This window comes from Streptomyces sp. NPDC001787, from assembly GCF_040297465.1.
Lineage (GTDB): Bacteria > Actinomycetota > Actinomycetes > Streptomycetales > Streptomycetaceae > Streptomyces.
This window is the reverse complement of sequence record NZ_JBEOZE010000006.1, coordinates 231,545-252,723: the sequence shown is the minus strand read 5'-3', so window position 1 is coordinate 252,723 and position 21,179 is coordinate 231,545. Positions and strand designations below refer to the sequence as shown.

Here is a 21,179-nt window from a genome sequence, read left to right as displayed (position 1 = left end):
TCCCCGGAGTCTCAGTCCCCGAAGTCGAGGAAGGCGGCGAACCGGACGTCGTACACCGTCGCCTCCGTCATCACCGACAGCATCCGTACGGCCTCCTCGGTGACGGCGTCCCGCTCCGCGCTCACGAGCCTGCCGAGCGGCTGCACCGTGAGGGTCGCGGTGTCCCCGCTCCGCTCGACGCGCCAGACGGCGGCGAGGAACCCGTCGACCAGGACGGTTCCGTAGGACTGGTTCCCCACCCCGTTGCGGCCCTTGTACGCGGGCGGGATCACACGGGCCCGGTCGGCGTGGCCGAGCAGGACGTTGTCGAACTCGGGCAGGAAGCGCGGTGGTGCCGGGGTGCCGGGGTCGGGGCGCGGGGCATCGGGCAGGTCGAAGAGTTCGACGCCGTTCTCGTCGCGGAAGGTGCGCAGCACGGGCCGCAGCCGTTCGAAGACCTCCCGCAGCCGGGTCAGTCCCGCCCAGGTCTGCATGTCCTTCACGGAGGCGGGTCCGAAGGCGCCGAGGTAGCGCAGGACGGTGGCGTCGGGGGCGGGGACGGGCGACGCGGGGCGGCCGAGCCAGTGCTCGACGGTGGTCAGCTCGACCTGCCCGCTTCTGTCCCACAGCCCGCGCGGGGTCACCTGCACCAGGGGCAGGGTGCACCGGGCGGCCACCGAGAGGGCCTGCGGATCGGCGTCCGGCCATTCGGTGAGCAGGGCCGCGCGCAGTTCCTTGTTGGTACGGGGCCGTTCCTCGACGAGTGTCCGGCTGATCGCCGCGAGCCGGCCGATGTCCACGCCGACCAGGCCCCGGCGGAACGTCTTCAGCTCCCGGTCGCGTGCCGCCTGGACCAGCGGGCGCAGGGTGAGGGCGTCGTCGGCGGTGTGGGTGTGGATGGTGGACCGGAGGGTGACGATCCGGACCACCTCGCGGGACTCCATCAGTGCGGAGAGCTCGGCGGGGTCGAACCCTTCGAGCCGGGCGAAGAGCTGGAAGTAGGGCGGCCTGGTGTTCTGGGCCTGGAGCCCGACCAGGTGCGCCACGGCGTCCCCGGCGGACAGGGCGGCCCGGCGCAGCAGGAGCTGGCGCTCCAGGGTGGCGCGGTTGAGGGCCCGGACGGAGAGCACCGGGGGGCGGTCGGGCGGGTTCGTCGTGGCGGCCATGTGCGCACGCTACGCGGGCCGCCGCCCGTGCGGCGGCGAGGGCCGTCCCGCGTCCGGGTCCGCTCGGAACCGCTGTACGCGCCCCCGTTCAGGGCCGGCCGCGCGCCGGGACCTGTTCGGCGGGCGGTACGGGTCCCGGTGCCGTTCCGTCGCCGAACGGACGGCCGCCCAGCTCCTCCCGGTGGTGCGGGCCCAGCCAGCCGGACAGGTCGGGGCCGAGCGGCACGATGCCGGTGGGGTTGATGCCGGTGTGCACCCGGTAGTAGTGCTGTTTGATGTGGTCGAAGTCGACCGTGTCGCCGAAGCCGGGTGTCGTGTACAGGTCCCTGGCGTACGCCCACAGGACGGGGTCCTCGGTGAGCTTCGTACGGTTGCACTTGAAGTGCCCGTGGTAGACGGCGTCGAAGCGCACCAGGGTGGTGAACAGCCGGATGTCCGCCTCCGTGATCGTGTCCCCCACCAGGTAGCGGCGGCCGGCCAGGCGCGCGGAGACCTGGTCGAGGCGGCGGAAGACATCGGCGTACGCGGCTTCGTAGGTCTTCTGGCTGTCGGCGAAACCGGCCCGGTAGACACCGTTGTTGACATCCCGGTAGATGCCGTCCATGACCTCGTCGATCTCCTCGCGCAGCGGCTCCGGGTAGAGGTCGGGGGCGCCGGGGCGGTGCAGTGCCGTCCATTCGGTGGCGAGGTCGAGGGTGATCCGCTGGTAGTCGTTGGTGACGAGCCTGCCGCTCGGTACGTCCACGACGGCGGGCACACTGACCCCGCCGGGATAGCCGCGCTCGCGTGCGTCGTACGCCTCGCTCAGGTAGCGGATGCCCAGGACCGGGTCGCGGCCTCCCTCGTCCAGGGTGAAGCGCCAGCTGCGGTCGTCCTGGACCGGGTCGGTGACGGCGAGCGACAGGGCGTTCTCCAGGCCGAGGAGGCGCCGCGAGACGAGCGCCCGGCTCGCCCATGGGCAGGCGCGGCTGACGACGAGCCGGTAGCGGCCCGCCTCCACCGGCCAGCCGTCGCGGCCGTCGGCGGTGATGCGGTCGGCGAAATGGCTCCGGGAGCGTGTGAAGGGCTTGCGGCCGTACGAGGTGTTCCCGTTCGGGCCGCCGTCCTGGGTGGTGCTCATACCGCACTCCTCGATGGGTTCGTGGCTTTCTCCGCACGGCGTCCGGCCCGTCGCGCGGACCCCACGTCGGCCAGGGCGACGATGAGCCCGGCCAGGACGAACGCGACCGAGACGACGAGGCCGTGATCGTAGGCGGTGGCCCAGCCGTCGGTGCCGACCTGGGAGAAGAACACCGAGCCGACGGCGGCGATCCCGATGGCGGAGCCGACGCGCTGGCCGGTCTGGAGCGTGCCCCCGGCGCTTCCGGCGTGGGCCACCGGTACCTCGGCCAGGGTCAGCGTCTGGTTCGGGGCGATGACCAGGCCGCTGCCGATTCCGGCGAGGAGCAGCGGGGCCGCCATCGCCCAGCCCACGGACCGTCCCGGCACCAGGTGGGCGGCGAGCGCGGTGGCCGCGAGCCCCACCGCGACCATGACGAGGCCGGTCACGATGAGGGGACGCCCGTAGCGGCCGACCAGCCGGCCGCCGATCCCGGCGGACACACCCGAGCCCAGGGCGAAGGGGGTGATGGCGAGACCGGCCTCCAGGGCGGAGTAGTGCAGCCCCGACTGGAGGTAGAGGGTCGTGATGAAGAAGATCGAGGTGAACCCCGCGAAGTACACGAGGATCATCAGACAGCCCAGCCAGTAGGACCGCAGCCGGAACAGCGAGAGGTCCAGGACCGGTTGGACGGAGCGTGCCGCGCACCGCGACTCCCAGCCGGTGAACGCCGCCAGCAGCACGGCCGCCAGGACCACGAAGAGCCACTTGGCGTTGCCCGGCCACTGCTGGGCCTGCACGAACGGCAGCAGCAGGGCCAGCACTCCCGCCCCCAGGAGGACGACTCCGACGGGGTCGAGGTCGCGCGGCCGTACCCGGGACGCCGAGGGGGTGTCCGGGAGCAGCCGCCGGGCGAGCAGATAGCAGACGACGCCGAGCGGCAGGTTGACGTAGAACACCCAGCGCCAGCCCCCGGACGCCCCGGCGACCTGGATCAGCAGACCGCCGAGCAGCGGCCCGACGGCGGTGGAGATCCCGACGACGGTGCCGAACATGCCGAACGCCCGGCCCCGTTCCCGGCCGGAGAACATCTGCTGGATCAGCGCGGAGATCTGCGGGGAGAGCAGACCGCCCGCCATGCCCTGGACCAGTCGGGCGATCACCAGCCAGAGGCTGGACTGAGCGGCCCCGCAGGCGGCCGATGCCAGGGTGAAGAGCGCGAGTCCGGCCAGGAACACCGCCCGGCGCCCGCGTGCGTCCCCCAGCCGGCCCGCGGGGATCAGGAAGAGCCCGAAGGCGAGGGCGTAGCCGGAGAGCACCCATTGGAGGTCGGACTCGGGGGTGTGCAGCCCTTCCCGGATCGACGGCAGGGCCACATTGACGATGGAGACGTCCAGCAGCGTCATGAACCCCGCCACCAGACAGACGGCGAGTGCGCGCCAGCGCCGGGGGTCGGGGCCGCCGGAATCGGGGCCGGGACCCGCACCGCGCCCCGCCGGCCCAGGGTGCGCCGTGCTCTCTGCCATGTTTCGCACCCTAGGGCGCGGCCCGGTTTTCCTCCATACGGGGCGACCGGATCGACGCACTCCGGTTAATGGTTAGGAAACTTTCCCAACACTGTTGACGGGAATCGGAAAGGACCTTTACTTTCAGTTTGCCGACATGGCGCCTCCCTTCCACCGACCCCCGACGGGAGCACCACCATGCACCAGCGCACCAATCCCCCCACCCAGCGGCCGACCGCGTCCCGACGCCGCCGCCGTGCCCGGACCGCGCTCCTCGGCGCGGCCGCCCTCGCACTCGGTACCGCTCTGCTGGCCCCCGCCCCGGCGGGCGCCGCCCCGGCCGCCGCAGCGACGCCCCTGGCCGCGAACGGCCAGCTGAAGGTCTGCGGCCTGCAGCTCTGCAACGCCTCGGGCCAGGCGGTCCAGCTCAACGGCATGAGCACGCACGGCACCCAGTGGTACGCCCAGTGCGTCACCAACGGCTCGCTCGACGCGCTGGCCACCGACTGGCGCGCCGATGTGCTGCGGATCTCCACCTACGTACAGGAGGACGGGTACGAGACCGACCCGCAGGGCTTCACCGCCCGTGCACAGAAGTTCGTCGACATGGCCCATGCGCGGGGCATGTACGCGGTGATCGACTGGCACATGCTCGACCCGGGCGACCCGAACTACAACCTCAGCCGGGCGAAGACCTTCTTCACGGCGATGGCGAAGAAGTACAAGGACAACCCCGGTGTGCTCTACGAGATCGCCAACGAGCCCTCCGGGGTGAGCTGGTCGACGGTCAAGTCGTACGCGGAGAAGATCATCCCGGTCATCCGGGCCCAGGATCCCGACGCGGTGGTCCTGGTCGGCACGCGCGCCTGGTCCTCGTTCGGCGTCTCCGAGGGCGCGGACGAGCAGGAGGTCGTCGACAACCCGGTCAACGCCTCGAACATCATGTACACATTCCACTTCTACGCCGCCTCGCACCAGGACGAGTACCTGGACACCCTGGACCGGGCCTCCGACGAACTTCCCGTGTTCGTCACCGAGTTCGGGACGCAGAACTACGCGGGCGAGGGTGCCGACGACTTCGCGATGTCGCAGCGCTACCTCGACCTGATGAAGCGCAAGAAGATCTCCTGGACCAACTGGAACTACTCGGACGACAACCGCTCCGGCGCGGTCTTCAAGACCGGCACCTGCGACGGCACCCAGTGGACCGGCACTTCGGTCCTGAAGCCGGCCGGGGTCTGGATCCGCGAGCGCATCCGCCAGTGACCTGCGGACCGGACCCGTCCCGGGCGGACTCACCTTCGGACACGCCCTCGGGCAGGGCCCCGGACCGGCCCTAACCGCCGAGGCGGTCCGCGAGGTCGTCGAGGCAGGCCACGAACCACACGTGCCGGCCTCGGTCGACCTCGCGGACGAGGTCCCTCAGCGCCGAACTCGCCCGCAGACGGTCCGAGATGTCCCCGACGACGGCCAGCTGGAGCCGGTAGTTCGCGAGCTTCTGGAAGATCTCTCCGGCGAGACCGGTACGGAGGTCGTAGAAGCCGGGGGCGAACCGCTCCGCCGGAACCGCGACCACCTCCGCACGGCAGAAGGCCGGGGCGACGAGGTGGTCCAGCGCGTCCTGCGCACCGGCGATGGGCGCCCCCTCGGCGTCGCAGACGAGCACCGGCACTCCATGGTGTTCCACGACGAGGTCAGCCACGGCGCACCGCCTGTCCGCCGTCGGCCAGGAACATGCCGTTGCCGGGGCCCAGGGCCCCCTCGATCAGGTGCAGCAGATCCGCCGTGGCGCCGGCGCCACCGAGGATCACGATCTTCATCCGGGCCAGCTTCGCGTCGTGGACCGTCTGGACGCGCAAGGGCTCGGCCGTGTCCCGCCCCGACCGCGCGGCGGCGGTGACCAGGGTGCTCAGCCTGCTCGCCCCGTCCTCGCCGATCGCGTCGATCTGCACGATGCTCGACACCTCCAGATGACCGCGCGGGGCGGCGTCCCCCGGGGGCGCCCCCTCGCCCGTGAGCCCGGCCAGCGCCGCCAGGTCCGCGCGGCTGACGCGGTACTGCTTGCCGATCCGGACGGCCTTCAGCCGGCCGTCGCGGACATAGTTCCGGACGGTCCGTACATGCAGCCCCAGCAGCTCGGCGACCTCGCCCATCGAGTACAGCTCGCGTTCAGCGCTCTCCATAGGGAGGAACCTTACCCTGAACAACCCTCAGAAAGGATCGATAGGGAAGGATGAGGAGTGATAGGGAATCATCGAGAGCAGCCGCGCGGTCATCTGCCGCATCGGCACGAACCCCCCACATCGACTCCACATCGACACGATGCGTGGAATTAACCTCTGATGCCTTGTCACGCCCCATCTACGCGCATAGTTTTCAGCCCTCACTACACAGTTGGGGGCACCTCCCGTGCGCATATCCAGACCCGGTTCCGTCCTGCTGACCGGCGCCGTCGCCGTCGCTCTCTCGGTGACCGCCCTGCCCGCCGCCTTCGCGGCCCCGTCCTCGTCGGCCGTGATCTCCGAGGTGTACGGCGGCGGCGGCAACTCGGGCGCGACGCTCACCCGGGACTTCATCGAGCTGGCCAATGCCGGTTCCACCCCGTTCGACCTGGGCGGCTTCAGCGTCCAGTACCTGCCGGGCAGCCCGTCCGCCGGTTCGCTGTGGCAGGTGTCCGCGCTGAACGGAGCCGTCGCCCCCGGCGGCCGTTACCTGGTCGCCCAGGCCGCGGGCACCGGTGGCACCGTGGCCCTGCCGACCGCCGACGCCACCGGTACGGTGGCGATGTCCGCGGCGAGCGGCAGCGTCGCCCTGGTCTCCGGCACCACCCCGCTCACCTGCAGGACCGCGGCGGACTGTGCCGCCGACACCAGGATCGTGGACCTCGTGGGCTACGGCTCCGCGGTCGTACGGGAGGGCGGCGGGCCCGTGCCCGGCGCCTCCGCCACCGCGTCCGTCGCCCGCGCCGCCTCGCTCGCCGACACCGACGACAACGCCGCCGACCTCGCCGCGGGCACCCCGACCCCGGTCAACGCCGCCGGTGACACCTCCGGCGGCACGGATCCCGGGGAGCCCGGCGGCCCGACCGAGCCCGGCACCGTACGGGTGCACGACATCCAGGGCACCACGCGCCTCTCGCCGTTCACCGGCCGGTCGGTCGACGGCGTCCCGGGCATCGTCACCGGTGTCCGGAGCACCGGCTCCCGCGGATTCTGGATCCAGGACACCGCGCCCGACGCCGACGCCCGTACCGGCGAGGGGCTGTTCGTCTACACGGGCTCCGCCGCACCGGCCGTGGCCGTGGGCGACTCGGTGCTGGTCAGCGGCAAGGTGGCCGAGTACTACCCGTCCGCCACCGCCCAGTCCCTCACCCAGCTCACCTCGCCGCGGACCACCGTGCTGTCCTCGGGCAACGCCCTGCCCGCGCCGGTCGTGCTCGACGCGGCCTCGGTGCCCGGCGTCTACGCGCCCACCGCCGCGGGCGGGTCGATCGACGCGCTCCCCCTCGACCCGGCGACATACGCGCTGGATCTGTACGAGTCGCTCGAAGGCACCCGGGTCAGGATCGCCGACACCCGTGTCACCGGCGCGACGACCGCGTACGACGAGGTCTGGGTCACCGTCAAGCCGCGGGAGAACCCGACGAGGCGGGGCGGCACGCTCTACGCCTCGTACAACGACCAGAACACCGGCCGCATCAAGGTGATGTCCCTCGACCCGGCCCGGCCGGTCCCCGCGGCGAACGTGGGCGATGTACTCTCCGGCGCCACCACCGGCGTCCTGGACTACGCGTCCTTCGGCGGCTACAACCTCCAGGCCACCGAGCTGGGCACGCTCACCGACAAGCGGCTGAGGCGTGAGGTCACCCGGAAGCAGAAGCGCAAGGAACTGGCCGTCGCCACGTACAACGTGGAGAACCTGGACGCGCTCGACGAGCAGACCAAGTTCGACACGCTGGCCGAGGGCGTCGCCGTCAGTCTCGCCTCGCCCGACATCGTGTCGCTGGAGGAGATCCAGGACGACAACGGCGCGAAGAACGACGGCACGGTGGGCTCCGAGGCGACGCTGAAGCGCTTCACCGACGCGATCGTCGCGGCGGGCGGTCCGCGCTACGCCTGGCGCTACATCGCGCCCGAGAACAACAAGGACGGCGGCGAGCCCGGCGGCAACATCCGCAACGTCTTCCTCTTCAACCCTCAGCGCGTCACCTTCACCGACCGGGCCGGCGGCGATGCCACCACCGCGGTGAATGCCGTGGACACCAGGAAGGGCGTCGAGCTCTCCGTCTCGCCCGGCCGGATCAACCCGGCGAGCGCCGCCTGGGACGACAGCCGCAAGCCGCTGGTCGGCGAGTTCCGCTTCCGGGGCAAGCCGGTCTTCGTCATCGGCAACCACTTCGCCTCCAAGGGCGGTGACCAGCCCCTGCACGGCCGCTACCAGGAGCCGACGCGCGGTTCGGAGACCAAGCGGGTGCAGCAGGCGGCGGAGGTCAACACCTTCGTCACCTCGCTGCTGAAGGCGGACAAGTCGGCGCGGGTCATCACCCTCGGCGACCTCAACGACTTCGCGTTCTCCCCGACGATGGACGCGCTGACCCGTGGCAGGGTCCTCAAGCCGCTGATCAGCACGCTGCCCGCGAGCGAGCGGTACAGCTATGTCTACGACGGCAACTCGCAGACGCTGGACCACATCCTGACGAGCCCCGGCATCCGCCGCTTCGACTACGACGTGGTGCACATCAACGCGGAGTTCGCCGACCAGGCGAGCGACCACGACCCGCAGGTGGTGCGCGTGGACGTCGGCGGCAACGGTCACGGACACGGCGGTGGGCACGGCCACGGACACGGCCACCGGCGCTGAGGCCGGCGCCCGGTCCGGGCGGACCTGTTCGCTCAGGTCCGCCCGGCCGGGGCGGGGGTCGTCTGCTGCCGGGGGACGGCGGGCGGCCCCACGGGGAGGTCGGTGAAGAAGCGGGCGACCAGCTCGGCCACATCGTCGGCCCGCTCCAGCACGACCCAGTGGTCCGACTCACCGATCGTCAGGAAACGGCTGCCCTCGATGGTCGCGGCGAACTCCCGCTGCCGTTCCGGCGAGGTCACCGTGTCGTGCTCCCCGGCGAAGACCAGGGCCGGTACACCGGACAGCCCGCCGGAGAAGTCCCGCCGGTCCGTCAGGGCCCGTTGCAGCGAGTCCGAGACGTGCGGCGAGTGGGTGAGCGCGTGCAGGAACGAACGCCGGACGTAGCGCCGCGCCAGCTCCCTGCGGTGCACCGGGCGCTCCGGGTCCAGACACATCAGGGCGTCGGCCGCGAACGCCGCGAAGCCCTCACGGTCCCCCTCGGCCAGCAGGTCCACCGCCCGCAGCCAGCCCGCCCGCTGGTCGGCACCGATGTGTACCGGTACGCCGCCCAGGGCCAGTCGGGCCACGCGGTGCGGGTGGTGCCGGGCGAAGTCGAAGGCGATGGCGGTGCCGTACGAGAAGCCGAAGAGGTTGACCTTGGGAGCGCCGAGGTCGTCGACGATCCGCAGGACCGCTTCGCGCAGCACCCCCGCGCTGGGGCCGGCCGGCAGCGGGTCGGCCGTACCCATACCGGGCAGATCGGCGGTCACCACATCGGCCAGCGGTCCCAGCCGTTCGTCCATCTGGGGCCAGCCGAACATGCCCTGAAGGGCGCCGCCGATGACGAGCACCGGTTCGGTGGCGGGCGCGCCCGCGTCCTCGGGACGGGTCAGCACCCGATAGGCGTAGCGCATTCCGCCGACCGACAGGGGCCGGATGATCTCCTCGGACATGGTCCCTCTTCCCTTTCCCGTCAGGCCCTGGTGAGTACGAGCGCCGCGTTGTGGCCGCCGAAGCCGAGCGAGGTCTTGACCGCGCATTCGAACACGGCCCGCCTGGCCTCCTTGCTGACCACGTCGACCGGGATCGCGGGATCTGGCGTGTCGAGGTTGACGGTGGGCGGCACCAGCTGGTGCTGGAGGGCGAGGACGGTCAGGGCCGCCTCGATGCCGCCCGCGGCTCCGAGGGTGTGCCCGGTCATCGCCTTCGTCGAGGTGACGAGCGGGTCCTCGCCCAGGACCCGGCGCAGCATGGTCGCCTCGATCAGGTCGTTGGACACGGTCGAGGTGCCGTGGGCGTTGACATGGCCGACGTCCGAGGGCGCGACGCCGGCGTCCGCGAGCGCGGTGCGCAGGGCCCGTTCGATGCCGAGGCCGCCCGGGTCGGGGGCGACGGTGGAGTGGGCGTCGCTGGAGGCGCCGTAGCCGTCGACATGGGCGCGGACGGTGGCACCCCGGGCACGGGCGTGGTCGGGGTGTTCCAGCACGAGGAGACCGGCGCCCTCGCCGACGACGAAGCCGTCCCGGTGGGTGTCGAAGGGACGGCAGGCGGCCTCCGGGTCCTCGCGACGGGTGGAGACGGCCTTCATCTGGCAGGCGCTGGCGAGCAGCAGCCGGGTGCAGGACGACTCGGCGCCGCCCGCGATGACGATGTCGCAGGCTCCGCTGCGCAGCATCTGGTGGGCGGTGCCGATGGCGACGGTGCCGGAGGAGCAGGCGGTGGAGACCGCCTGGCTGGGGCCGTGGATGCCGAGGTCCAGGGTGACGCTGCTGGCCGCGCCGTTGACGACGGTGAGGGGCGCGAGCTTGGGGGAGACACGCCGGGGGCCGCGCTCGGTGAGGGCCGTGTGCTGCTCGTCGTAGAAGGGGAGTCCGCCGTGCGCGGAGCCGATGACGACGCCGACCCGGCCACTGTCCCAGAGCGAGGTGTCCAGTCCCGCGTCGGCGACGGCCTCCCGCGCGGCGATCACGGCGAGCTGGGCGAAGCGGTCCATCAGCCGCTGGACGGCCACGCCGAGGACGGCCTTCGTGTCGAGGCCGGTGACCGTGTAGAAGAAGTCGCAGGGCAGGCCCTGGAGCTCGGGCCGCCGCAGGACGGAGGGCGCGGCGGCGGCCTCGCTGACGCCGCGCCAGGCCGCGTCGGCGCCGACTCCGGCGGCGGTGACCAGGCCGATGCCGGTGACGGCGGCACGGAACGGCTCGGTGCGCGGCCGGGTGAACGGCCGGGTGGACCGGGCGGGTGACGGATCGGTGTGCGGGCGGGCCGTCACGCGCAGGCCCTCTCGTGCACGGCCGCCACCAGTCGGCCCACGGTGTCCCGTGAGGTCAGGGCGACATCCTCCAGGTCGATGGCCAGCCGGTCCTCGATGAGCAGCCGCAGCTCCTCCAGGGCGAGGGAGTCCAGGCGCAGCTGACGGAGCGGCACCTCGGGGCGGATGGCCAGGGGGTCGGTGCCGAAGTTCGCTACCAGCAGGGCGCTGATCTCTTCCGAGGTTCTCATCGAGGTCGCTTCCGAGGTGTTCATTGAGGCGCTCCTCCGCTCAGTGACGCGGTGACGCCGGCCGCGTGGGGGGGTCAGGTGGCCATCGGGGGACGCCGGCTGCTCCGGAGGGACCATTTATACGCCTTCGCGGCCCTGCTTCCGGCCCTCGTTCCCCCGTGCGGTGGGGGGTTGTCCAGGTGTACGAATCCACGGGTTCCGGCAGGGTGAGTGCCAGGATGGCGGACGACGCACCGTACGAGAGAGGGAGAGTCCGGATGACGGCGGAGCAGGACGGCGAAGCGGCGGTACGGATCAGCCCGGCCGACTGGGTGGCCCGGCAGGCCGAGCTGTACGAGTCCTCCGGCGGCACGCGGGGCACCACGCAGCTCGGGGTGCCGTGTCTGCTGATGGACTACGTCGGGCGGCGCAGCGGGGCCGTGCGGCGCACGGTGCTGATGTACGGGCGGGACGGCGAGGACTATCTGATCGTGGGATCCAACGGCGGGTCCGACCGTCCTCCGCTCTGGTACCTGAACCTTCTGGCCAACCCCGAGGTCGAACTCCGCGTAGGGACCGAACGCTTCGGCGCACGGGCCGAGACGCTTCCGGCCGAGGAGAAGGCCCGGGTCTGGCCGGGGCTGGTCGAGCTGTTCCCCCGGTACGCCCAGTACCAGGCGGGCACCGACCGCGACATCCCCGTCGTCCGGCTCACCCGACGCTGAGCGATGCCCTTCACGGACATCGGTCCGTCACCATGTCACCCTCTCAACTCCTTTGACATCAAAGGGAATTAGCAGCACCGCTTCGACGCGCCCGGATGTCGTTGTCATGCTCCATTCATCTCGATAGCCTGGGCGCGCTCAACGGCCCTCGGCCCACCCCACCCGGGCCCGAGGGCCTTCTTCTCTCCCCCCACGGAGCCCCACCGGGCTCACAGAGACCCCACAGAGCAGGAGCACCCATGCCCCGACGACACACCGCCGTCCACCGCAGAGCCCGCGCGTCCCTGCTGGCGGCACTCACGGTCACGGCCCTGGTCGCGGCCGGCCACCCGGCGGCCTCGGCCGGCCCCGGGAGCGCGGCCGACGCGACCGCCCCGGCGACCGCCGCCGAGCCGATGAACCGGGCCTTCGCGCGGGCCGCCGAGGAGTTCGGCGTACCGCGCGACCTGCTGGCCGCCGTCGGCTACGGCGAGACCCATCTGGACGGACACGGTGGAGCGCCGAGCCAGGCGAACGGCTACGGCGTGATGCACCTGGCGAGCAACCCGGCCAACCATTCCCTGGAGAAGGCCGCCGCGCTGACCGGCGAGTCGCTCCCCCGGCTGCGCCGGGACACCGCGGCCAACATCCGGGGCGGCGCTGCCGTGCTGCGCGGCCACGCCGACGCGCTGGGCCTGGACCGCGCCGAACGCCGGGACCTCGACGCCTGGTACCCGGCCGTCGCCCGCTACAGCGGCGCCCGGGGACCGGCCGCGGCGCTGTACGCGGACGCGGTCTACACCTTCCTGGCCGAAGGGCTGCGGACGACCGTGCCCGGCGGCGAGGAGGTCACGGTCACCTCCCGCCCGGTCGCCCCGGCCAAGGGCGGTCTCGCCGCGGCCGGCGTCACGGCACAGAGTCCCGACTACCCCTCGGCGCTCTGGGTGCCCGCCCACGCGAACAACTACGCCACCGGGCGGTCGGCGTCGGTCGACAAGGTGGTCGTCCATGTCACCCAGGGCTCGTACGCGGGCTCCATCAGCTGGTTCCAGAACGCCACGTCCCAGGTCAGCTCCCACTACGTGGTCCGCTCCTCGGACGGCGAGGTCACCCAGATGGTGCGCGACAGCAACACGGCGTACCACGCGAGGAGCGCCAACGCCTCCTCCCTCGGCATCGAGCACGAGGGCTGGGTCGACGACCCGTCGTGGTTCACCGACGCGATGTACCGCTCCTCGGCCGCGCTGACCCGCCACCTGTGCGACCGCTACGGGATCCCGAAGGACCGGGCGCACATCATCGGCCACAGCGAGGCCCCCGGGAACGACCACACGGACCCCGGCGCCAACTGGAACTGGACCTACTACATGCAGCTCGTCGGGGGCGCCCCCGGCGACGGCACCGGCAGCGAGGGGCTCGACTTCACCTCGTACACGACCCAGCAGCAGGGCGCGTCGGGGGCGCGGGTCACGGCCGTCCAGCGGCTGCTGACGCAGCAGGGGTACGAGCCGGGCGCCGTGGACGGACAGTTCGGCCCCGCCACCAAGAGCGCGGTCCAGGCCTTCCAGAGCGCCCGCGCGCTCACCGCGGACGGCACGGTCGGGCCGAAGACCTGGACCGCTCTGCTGTCGGCCGGAACCGCCCCGACGCTGACCCTGGGCAGCTCCGGCGACGAGGTGAAGCGGCTCCAGCGGAGTCTGACCGCCGCGCTCGGCTCCACGGTCGGCATCGACGGGAGCTTCGGTCCCGCCACCGACACGGCGGTGCGCGCCTACCAGAGCGCCCGCAAGCTCTCCGTCGACGGGAGCGTCGGACCGGCCACCTGGTCGGCCCTCCAGGCGGGCAGCTGACCCGTCCGGAGCGAAGCGGGGCGTTCCGTGGCACACCGCCACCGGAACGCCCCGGCGCGGGAAGCCTCCCGCCAGGCACATGGGGCACATGGGGCACTTGAGGCACACGCGTCACGTTTCGGTAACCTGCCGGAAACCCTTGACGTTTGTCCTGACACGTTCTTAACCTCACTGCATCAGTACCGAAGTACCGGACCGGGTCCCTGGGGACCCGGTGGTTCGCCGGATCGGCAGTTCAGCAGTTCACGTGCTGCGGCGCTTTCCGCAGTGTTTTGACAGGCACAGACATAGACCACCTGTCGGTGGTTTCGTCATGCCTGTTTCCTGTGCTCCCCGTGCCGCCGATGGGTCTTCCTCGAAGGCGGATTCATGGCACAACGTCCGAGCGTCAAAGGCGTCGGCGACGTCGTTGCGCTCATCGATGGGCTGGGAAAGATCACCGGCCGGGCGCAAGTCATCTGGTTCCTCGTGTTCGGCGGGCTGTTCCTCGACGCCTATTCGAATGCCGCGCTGAGCGCGGGCCTGGGGCCCATGACGTCCCAGATGGAGCTGACCAGCACGCAGGTCTCGGTCCTCACGGCCACCGCTCCGGCCCTGGCGATCCTCTTCAACCCGATCGGCGGCTGGCTCGCCACCCGCTTCGGCCGGGTTCCCCCGCTGCTGCTGGCCAAGGTCTTCGCCATCGCGGGCGCCCTGACCGCCGCGTTCGCCGACGACTTCGGTGTCGTCTGGGTGGGCCGCGTCATGGTGGGCATCGCCTACGGCATCGACTTCGCCGTCGCCATGGCGCTGCTCGCCGAGTACACCCCCGCCAAGCTCGGCGGCCGGCTGAACCTGTGGCAGGCGGTCTGGTACGTCGCCACCACCAGCAACCTCGCCCTCGCGCTCCTCTTCTTCAACATGGACGTCGGCGCGGACATCTGGCGCTGGTCGGTCGGCTCCGCCGCGGTCGTCGCCATCGCCCTGCTCCTCGGCCAGTGGCTGATGCTCCAGGAGAGCCCCACCTGGCTGGCCAGCAAGGGCCGGCTGGACGACGCGGTCCGCAACCTGGACAGGATCTACGGGATCAAGGCCGTCGCCGGACAGCCCGACGCGGCCACCCGGGCCGCCTCCGCCGCCCCCGCCATCGGATTCCGCCAGGCCGGGGTGCTCTTCAAGGGCGACTACCTGCCGCGCACCGTCCTGTCCTCGGTGATCTCGCTCGGGCAGTCGATGCAGTACTTCGCCGTCGGCTGGTACCTCCCGCTGATCAGCCTGACGATCTTCGGCGAGAGCTTCGAGAAGGCCACCATCGGCTCGATGGTGTTCAACGCCTTCGGCATCGCGGGCGGTCTGCTCTCCGCCTACTTCGGCCGCCGCCTCGGACTGCGGCTCAGCTCCGCGGCCGGTTTCGCCGGGGTGTTCGTCGCCCTGCTCGCGATGGGTCTGACCTTCGAGAAGGTCCCCACGGCCGTGGCGTTCCTGCTGCCGGTGCTGTTCATCCTGTGCCACTCCACGGGCCCCGGCGCCAACGGCAAGTCCATCGCCGCCCTCTCGTACAGCAGTGATGTGCGCGCGCTGGGCACCGGTGTCACCGGCATGGTCGGCAGCTTCGGCAGTGTCGCCGGGCTGTACCTCTTCCCGCAGATCAAGGAATCCCTCGGCCTCGCCGACACCTTCCTGGTGCTCTCCGCGGTCCCGCTGCTCGGCATGATCACCTGCCTGGCGATCAAGTGGGACCCGATGAAGGCCGGCCAGTCCCCGGACGGGGCTGCCTCGGACGCCTCCGGCGTGGGCCCGCAGGCCGATTCCCCCGAATCCGCGAAGGCCACGACCGCGCGCTGACGGTCGGCCGCGCCTGCCGCATCACACGATGGTCCCCCTCCCCCGTACCGCCGGATCCGTACGTACCGCTCCGTACGGCCGGCTCCGTACAGCTCGCGATGCTCGCAATGAAAGGGCTGCAATGACGCAGACGTTCCCCGGCGCCGCCCCACGGCGCGGAGTGCTGGCGATCGACGAGGGCACCACGGGCACCCGGGCCGGAGTCGTCCTCGACTCCGGCGCCGCCCACGAGGTGTTCTACCGGCCGATCAAGGTCAGCCATCCGGACGACCTGTCGGTCGAGCAGGACCCGATGGAGATCTGGACCGCCACCCTGGAGGTGGCCCGCCGCGCCGTCGGCCGGGCCCGTGAGGACGGCATCGCGATCACCGCGGTGGCGCTCTCCACCCAGCGGGCCACCGCGATGCTCTGGGACCGGGTCACCGGGCGGCCGCTGCTGCCCGCGGTGGTGTGGCAGGACCGGCGGTACGCCGCCGAGCTCACCTCCTACGAAGCGGAGTGGGACACCGCCCTGCTGGCCCGCCAGGGCCGGCCGGTCGGTGCCCGCGCACCCTTCCTCTGGGCCGCGCGGCAGATCGCCGCGCACCCGGAGGTGGCCGCCGCGCACCGCGCGGGCCGGCTGCTCTTCGGCACCGTCGACACCTGGCTGATCTGGCGGCTCACCGGTGGCGCCGTGCACGCCACGACGCCCACCAACGCCGCGTCCAGCGGTGGCTATCTGCTGGAGCGGCACGCCTGGGACGAGGAGTGGATCGGCCGGCTCGGCTTCCCGCTCGACCTGCTGCCCGAGCTGCGTTCCGACGACGCCGGGTTCGGGCACACCGACCCGGCCGCCCTCGGCATCGCCGTGCCGCTGGCCGCCTCCATGGGCGACCAGCACGCGGCCCTGCTCGCGCTCGGCGGGCTCACCACCGGGCAGGGCATGATCATGTACGGGACCGGCGCCTTCGTGGACGCCGCGACCGGCACCGTGCCCGCCCTGCCCCGGCCGGACATCTCCGGGGTGCTCGCCCAGCCCGGCCGGCGGCAGGGCGACATCAGCCACTACAGCCTGGAGGCCTACACCTCCACCGCGGGCTCGGCGCTGCGCTGGCTCTGTGACGATCTGGGCCTCTTCGCCTCGCCGAAGGAGCTCGGTGAGGAGGCGGGCCGGGTCCCCACCCGGCCGGGCCGCACCCCGCGTTTCGTCCCGGCGCTCGCCGGAGTACGTACGCCGGTCTGGCACCCGGAGGCCACCGCCTCCCTCACCGGGCTCACCCTCGCCACCACCCGCGCCGACCTCGCCCGCGCCGTGCTCGACGGGATCGCGCACTCCGTGTGCGACCTGATCGACGGGGTCGCCGACACGATGGGCACGCCGTTCACCCGCCTGCGGGTGGGCGGCGGGGTCTCCGGCAGCGACCCCCTCATGCAGATCCAGGCCGACCTGACCGGTCTGCCGCTGGAGCGGGTCGCGGACTCGGCCACCGCGAGCCTGCGCGGGACCGCGTATCTCGCCGGGGTCGCGCAGGGTCTCTGGTCCTCGCTGGAGGAGGTCGTCGAGGCCCAGCCGAACGGCCGGGTCTTCACGCCCTCCGTCCCGGCGGCCGAGCGCACCGCGCAGCGCGCCGCCTGGCGGGACGTCCTGATCGGCCACCTCAAGGACCCGGCGCTGCGCCCCCTGGAGGCGCCCGAGACGTAACCGCACACCCCCCACCGACGGCACCCTCACCGTCGCCCCGGCGGACCCTTCGACCACGCGGCCGCCGTACCGAAACACCAGGAGTTGATGTTGTGATCACCTTGCCCGCCCGGAAACCACGGCGCAGCGCCGCGGCGACCCGCCGAACGCCGCTGCTGCTCGACCGCGCCGGAATCAAGCGCCGGCTGGCCGACGACACCTTTGACGTCGTCGTCATCGGCGGCGGGATCACCGGGGCGTACGCGGTGCTGGACGCGGCCTCCCGCGGGCTGCGCGCCGCGCTGGTCGAGAAGGACGACTTCGCCTCGGGCACGTCGTCGAAGTCCTCGAAGATGGTCCACGGCGGCCTGCGCTACATCGAGCAGGGCAACGTCAATCTCGTACGTCACTCGCTCCTGGAGCGCCACCGCTTCCGCAAGAACGCCCCGCACCTGGTGCACCGGCTGCCGTTCCTCTTCCCGATCCTGGAGAAGGAGGGCATCTTCGACGCCCGCCTCGCCAAGGGCTTCGAGGGTCTGCTGTGGACCTACGACCTGGTCGGCGGCTGGCGGATCGGCAAGCTGCACCAGCGCCTCAGCGTCCCCGAGGTCCTCGCGCAGGCGCCGACGCTGCGCGCGGAGAACCTGAAGGGCGGGCTGATGTACTTCGACGCCCGCACCGACGACGCCCGGCTCGTGCTCACCATCGTCCGCACCGCGGCGGCCCTGGGGGCGACGGTCCTGAACGGGGCGAAGGCCGAGGGTCTGCTGACGCAGATGGGCAAGGTGGCCGGGGCCCGGGTCTCCGTGGACGGCGACACCATCGACATCCGCTCCCGGGCCGTCGTCAACGCCACCGGGGTGTGGACCGACGAACTGGACGCGAAGGCCGACGACGGCCACAAGCCGCAGGTCCGCCCGGCCAAGGGCGTCCACATCGTGGTGCCGTGGGAGAAGGTGCGGATCAACTGCACGGTCACTGTCCCGATCCCCGGCCGGGCCCGCCGCGCGACCTGCACCCGCTGGGGCAACAGCGTGGTGCTCGGCACGACGGACGAGGACTACCAGGGCTCCCCCGACGATGTGCACTGCACGCGCGAGGAGATGGACTTCCTGCTGGAGGGCGCCAACACCGCGTTCGAGGGGAAGCTCACCCCGGACGACGTGGTCGGCTCCATCGGCGGGCTGCGTCCGCTGGTGGGCGGCAAGGAGGGCGCGACCCTCGACATGCGCCGCGACCACCACATCACCATCGGGCGCACCGGCATGGTGACGGTGACCGGCGGCAAGCTCACCACCAGCCGGCACATGGGTGAGCTGGTCATCGACAAGGTGATGACGGTGCTGGGCCGCAAGGGCTCCAGCCGTACCGCGAACCTCCCGCTGCTCGGCGGCGCCGGGTACGACGCCGAGGCGGTCGCCGCCTCCGGCGGCATCGCCGCGCACCTGGGCGAGCGCTTCGGCACCGAGGCCCGCTTCGTCGGCGACCTGATCCAGGACGACCCGTCGCTGGCCGCGCCGATCGTCGCCGGACTCCCGTACACCGAGGCGGAGGTCGTGTACGCGGCCCGCGCCGAGCTGGCCCGCTCCGTCGACGACGTGCTCTCCCGCCGGCTGCGGGCCCGGCTGTTCGCCCGGGACGCCTCCGCCGACGCCGCCGCCGCGGTCGGCGCGATCCTCGGCCGGGAACTGAACCTCACACAGGCCGAGGTGGAGCGCTCGGTCTCCGAGTACCTCGCCGCCGTCCGTCACGAAAAGTCCGTACTCCTCGAAGGGGCAGCAGCATGATCAGCCGTCAGACCATCACCCACCCGTTCAACCGGGGCAACTACACGATCGGCGCCCCCAGCTTCGCCAAGTGGGCGCAGAACACCCCCATCGGCGACGGCGAGGCCGCGCTCCAGAGCGACCCGGTCGAGGTCCCCGAGAGCGTGATCGAGGCGCTGCGCGGGGCGGCGCACGCCGTGCACACCGCCCGGGACGAGGTCGTCACCCGGACCCGTGACTGGTGGGCCGGTTCGATGATCGGCGAGACCGAGGGCCGTCCCGCGACGCCGGACGCCGTGGTCGTCGAGGCCGCGGACGCCGACCAGATCGCGGCCGTGCTGCGGATCTGCCACGAGGCGGGCATCCCGGTCACCCCCTCCGCCGGCCGCTCCAATGTCACCGGTGCGGCGCTCCCCGTCTTCGGCGGGGTCGTGCTGGACGTCTGCGCGCTGAACCGGATCACCGGCTTCGACGCCGAGTCGAACGTGGTGGACGTCGAGGCCGGCATGTTCGGTGACCTCTTCGAGAAGCAGCTCCAGGAGGAGTACGGCGTGACGACGGGCCACTGGCCCTCCGCGTTCGCCGTCTCCACGGTCGGCGGCTGGATCGCCTGCCGCGGTGCCGGCCAGCTCTCCACCCGGTACGGCAAGATCGAGGACATGGTCGTCGGGGTGGACGTCATCCACGCGGACGGCACCCGTGCCACCTACGGCGACTACGCCCGCGCGGCGGTCGGCCCGGACCTGCGTCAGCTGTTCATCGGCTCGGAGGGCACCCTCGGCGTCATCGTCTCGGCCCGGCTGCGGGTCCACCCGCTGCCCGAGTACGCCAACGCCGTCGCCTACGGCTTCGCGACCTTCGCGGAGGGCCTGGACGCCTGCCGCAAGATCATGCAGCGCGGTGCGACGCCGGCCGTTCTGCGCCTGTACGACACCCTGGAGTCGGGCACCCACTTCGGCCACCCCGACACCAATCTGCTGCTCATCGCCGACGAGGGCGACCCGGCGATCGTCGACGCGTCGATCAAGGTCGCGTCCGAGGTCTGCGCCGCCTACGGTCCCGAGCTGGACAGCAAGGCGGTCTTCGAGCGCTGGCTGGACGAGCGGATGCTGGTCGGCAAGTCGGCGGACGGCTTCAAGCCCGGCCCCGGCTTCGTCGCCGACACCCTGGAGATGGCCGCGTCCTGGGCCGACCTCCCGGCGATCTACGACGAGGTGGTCGCCGCGATCCAGTCGGTGGACGGCACCCTGGCGGCCTCGGCCCACCAGTCCCACGCGTACACCGACGGTGCCTGCGTGTACTTCTCGCTGCGCGGCGATGTGGCGCCCGAGTCGCGCCGCGACTGGTACCGCTCGGTGTGGGACGCGGCCAACGCCGTACTCATCAAGCACCGGGCGGCCCTCAGCCACCACCACGGCTGCGGTCTGCTGCGCGGCCCCTACCTGGAGGAATCCCTCGGGGCGGGCTTCGCGACGTTCGTCGCGGTGAAGGCGGCCCTGGACCCGGCCGGGATTCTCAACCCTGGCAAACTGGGCCTTCCCAGCCGATTCGGTACGTCTCCGCTGAACTGACCCAGCAGCCGCGAGGCCCGGCCGGCCCCCATGGGCCGGCCGGGCCCAACCCCTTCCCAGGCAGGCCCTTGCCATGACCCCTTCCCCGTCCCGGTTCAGCGCCCCGCTCGATCCCCGGCTCGCCTCGGCCTTCGCCGAGGTGCCGGTGATCGCGTCGGTCGTCGGCACCCAGCCGCTGCGGCAGTTCCTGACCGCACCGGCCAGGGTGTGCATCCTCGCGTCGTTCGCGGTGGGGCAGCTGCCCCAGGTCGTGCCGGCGCTGGGCCGGGCGGGGAAGACCGTGTTCGTGAACGTGGACAGCAGCCCCGGTCTCGCGCAGGACCGGGGCGCGCTGGAGTTCATCAAGAACATGGGCGCGCACGGCGTGGTGAGCACCCGGCTCTCGCTGATAGAGAAGGGCCGCCCGCTCGGCCTGCTGACCATGATGAAGGTGTTCGTCACCGACCGGTCCAACCTGCGCCGTTCCACGGACGCGATCTCCCGCGGGGCGCCGGACCTGGTCGAGATCATGCCCGCCCCGATCATCGGCCGGATGACCGCGCAGGCGCAGCGCGCGATGTCCCCGTCGGTCGCCGCGGGCTTCGTGGAAACCCCCGCGGACGTGGCGCTCGCCCTGGCCCTCGGTTCGGCCGCGGCCGCCACCTCCGACCCCCGCCTCTGGCATCTGCGCCGGGACCAGCTGCCGCCGGTTCCGCCGTCCGCCCTCAAGAGGCCCGCCGCACCACAGGAGTAGTCCCC

17 protein-coding genes are annotated in these 21,179 nt (G+C 72.0%); 9 read left to right on the top strand and 8 right to left on the bottom strand.

What is annotated here, in order from left to right; all coding sequences use genetic code 11:
* Window positions 1–11: 11 nt before the first annotated feature.
* The 3 genes from ABT170_RS11385 to ABT170_RS11375 all read right to left on the bottom strand — a co-directional run bounded on the left by ABT170_RS11385 (window position 12) and on the right by ABT170_RS11375 (window position 3,770).
* Window positions 12–1,145, bottom strand: a complete 1,134-nt coding sequence (locus ABT170_RS11385; protein WP_351866085.1) for a winged helix DNA-binding domain-containing protein — start codon at window positions 1,143–1,145, stop codon at window positions 12–14.
* Between the two features lie 88 nt (window positions 1,146–1,233).
* Window positions 1,234–2,265 (bottom strand): glutathione S-transferase family protein, encoded by a 1,032-nt coding sequence (locus ABT170_RS11380; RefSeq protein ID WP_329942680.1) that lies wholly within the window; start codon window positions 2,263–2,265, stop codon window positions 1,234–1,236.
* Window positions 2,262–3,770, bottom strand: a complete 1,509-nt coding sequence (locus ABT170_RS11375; RefSeq protein ID WP_329942679.1) for an MFS transporter — start codon at window positions 3,768–3,770, stop codon at window positions 2,262–2,264. The genes ABT170_RS11380 and ABT170_RS11375 overlap by 4 nt, the downstream gene beginning before the upstream one ends.
* Before the next feature lie 177 nt (window positions 3,771–3,947).
* Here ABT170_RS11375 and ABT170_RS11370 point away from each other — a divergent pair, with 177 nt between their 5' ends.
* A complete protein-coding gene (locus tag ABT170_RS11370; RefSeq protein ID WP_351866081.1) occupies window positions 3,948–5,015 on the top strand; it encodes a glycoside hydrolase family 5 protein in 1,068 nt (355 codons plus the stop codon).
* A 70-nt stretch (window positions 5,016–5,085) separates the two neighbouring features.
* On the opposite strand, the gene ABT170_RS11365 is transcribed toward ABT170_RS11370, so the two are convergent.
* Window positions 5,086–5,451 (bottom strand): DUF4180 domain-containing protein, encoded by a 366-nt coding sequence (locus tag ABT170_RS11365; protein WP_329942677.1) that lies wholly within the window; start codon window positions 5,449–5,451, stop codon window positions 5,086–5,088.
* Window positions 5,444–5,932, bottom strand: coding sequence for a helix-turn-helix domain-containing protein (locus ABT170_RS11360; protein WP_329942676.1), 489 nt, complete (start codon window positions 5,930–5,932; stop codon window positions 5,444–5,446). The genes ABT170_RS11365 and ABT170_RS11360 overlap by 8 nt, the downstream gene beginning before the upstream one ends.
* A gap of 226 nt (window positions 5,933–6,158) precedes the next feature.
* On the opposite strand from ABT170_RS11360, the gene ABT170_RS11355 reads away from it, so the two are divergent.
* Window positions 6,159–8,609 (top strand): DUF8508 domain-containing protein, encoded by a 2,451-nt coding sequence (locus tag ABT170_RS11355; RefSeq protein ID WP_351866077.1) that lies wholly within the window; start codon window positions 6,159–6,161, stop codon window positions 8,607–8,609.
* A 32-nt stretch (window positions 8,610–8,641) separates the two neighbouring features.
* On the opposite strand, the gene ABT170_RS11350 is transcribed toward ABT170_RS11355, so the two are convergent.
* The 3 genes from ABT170_RS11350 to ABT170_RS11340 all read right to left on the bottom strand — a co-directional run bounded on the left by ABT170_RS11350 (window position 8,642) and on the right by ABT170_RS11340 (window position 11,087).
* Window positions 8,642–9,541, bottom strand: a complete 900-nt coding sequence (locus ABT170_RS11350; protein WP_329942673.1) for an alpha/beta fold hydrolase — start codon at window positions 9,539–9,541, stop codon at window positions 8,642–8,644.
* 20 nt (window positions 9,542–9,561) lie between these two features.
* A complete protein-coding gene (locus tag ABT170_RS11345) occupies window positions 9,562–10,761 on the bottom strand; it encodes a beta-ketoacyl-[acyl-carrier-protein] synthase family protein (protein ID WP_351866255.1) in 1,200 nt (399 codons plus the stop codon).
* A gap of 92 nt (window positions 10,762–10,853) precedes the next feature.
* Complete coding sequence (locus ABT170_RS11340) at window positions 10,854–11,087, bottom strand: acyl carrier protein (protein WP_329942753.1); 234 nt, start codon at window positions 11,085–11,087, stop codon at window positions 10,854–10,856.
* Between the two features lie 257 nt (window positions 11,088–11,344).
* Here ABT170_RS11340 and ABT170_RS11335 point away from each other — a divergent pair, with 257 nt between their 5' ends.
* The 7 genes from ABT170_RS11335 (at window position 11,345) to ABT170_RS11305 (ending at window position 21,174) form a co-directional block, all read left to right on the top strand.
* Window positions 11,345–11,791, top strand: coding sequence for a nitroreductase family deazaflavin-dependent oxidoreductase (locus ABT170_RS11335; RefSeq protein WP_329942672.1), 447 nt, complete (start codon window positions 11,345–11,347; stop codon window positions 11,789–11,791).
* A gap of 239 nt (window positions 11,792–12,030) precedes the next feature.
* Window positions 12,031–13,620 carry a peptidoglycan-binding protein gene (locus ABT170_RS11330; RefSeq protein ID WP_351866073.1) on the top strand — a complete coding sequence of 530 codons (1,590 nt, stop codon included), beginning with the start codon at window positions 12,031–12,033 and terminating at the stop codon, window positions 13,618–13,620.
* Window positions 13,621–13,989: 369 nt separating this feature from the next.
* Window positions 13,990–15,444: an MFS transporter gene (locus ABT170_RS11325; protein ID WP_351866070.1), complete on the top strand. Its 1,455-nt coding sequence runs from the start codon at window positions 13,990–13,992 to the stop codon at window positions 15,442–15,444.
* A 121-nt stretch (window positions 15,445–15,565) separates the two neighbouring features.
* Window positions 15,566–17,125, top strand: a complete 1,560-nt coding sequence (locus ABT170_RS11320; RefSeq protein WP_329942668.1) for an FGGY family carbohydrate kinase — start codon at window positions 15,566–15,568, stop codon at window positions 17,123–17,125.
* Between the two features lie 92 nt (window positions 17,126–17,217).
* Entirely contained in the window at window positions 17,218–18,891 is a 1,674-nt protein-coding gene (locus ABT170_RS11315) for a glycerol-3-phosphate dehydrogenase/oxidase (RefSeq protein WP_329942667.1), read from the top strand.
* Window positions 18,888–20,441: an FAD-binding oxidoreductase gene (locus tag ABT170_RS11310; RefSeq protein WP_329942666.1), complete on the top strand. Its 1,554-nt coding sequence runs from the start codon at window positions 18,888–18,890 to the stop codon at window positions 20,439–20,441. The genes ABT170_RS11315 and ABT170_RS11310 overlap by 4 nt, the downstream gene beginning before the upstream one ends.
* 73 nt (window positions 20,442–20,514) lie before the next feature.
* Window positions 20,515–21,174 carry a glycerol-3-phosphate responsive antiterminator gene (locus tag ABT170_RS11305; protein ID WP_329942665.1) on the top strand — a complete coding sequence of 220 codons (660 nt, stop codon included), beginning with the start codon at window positions 20,515–20,517 and terminating at the stop codon, window positions 21,172–21,174.
* The last annotated feature ends 5 nt before the right edge of the window (window positions 21,175–21,179 follow it).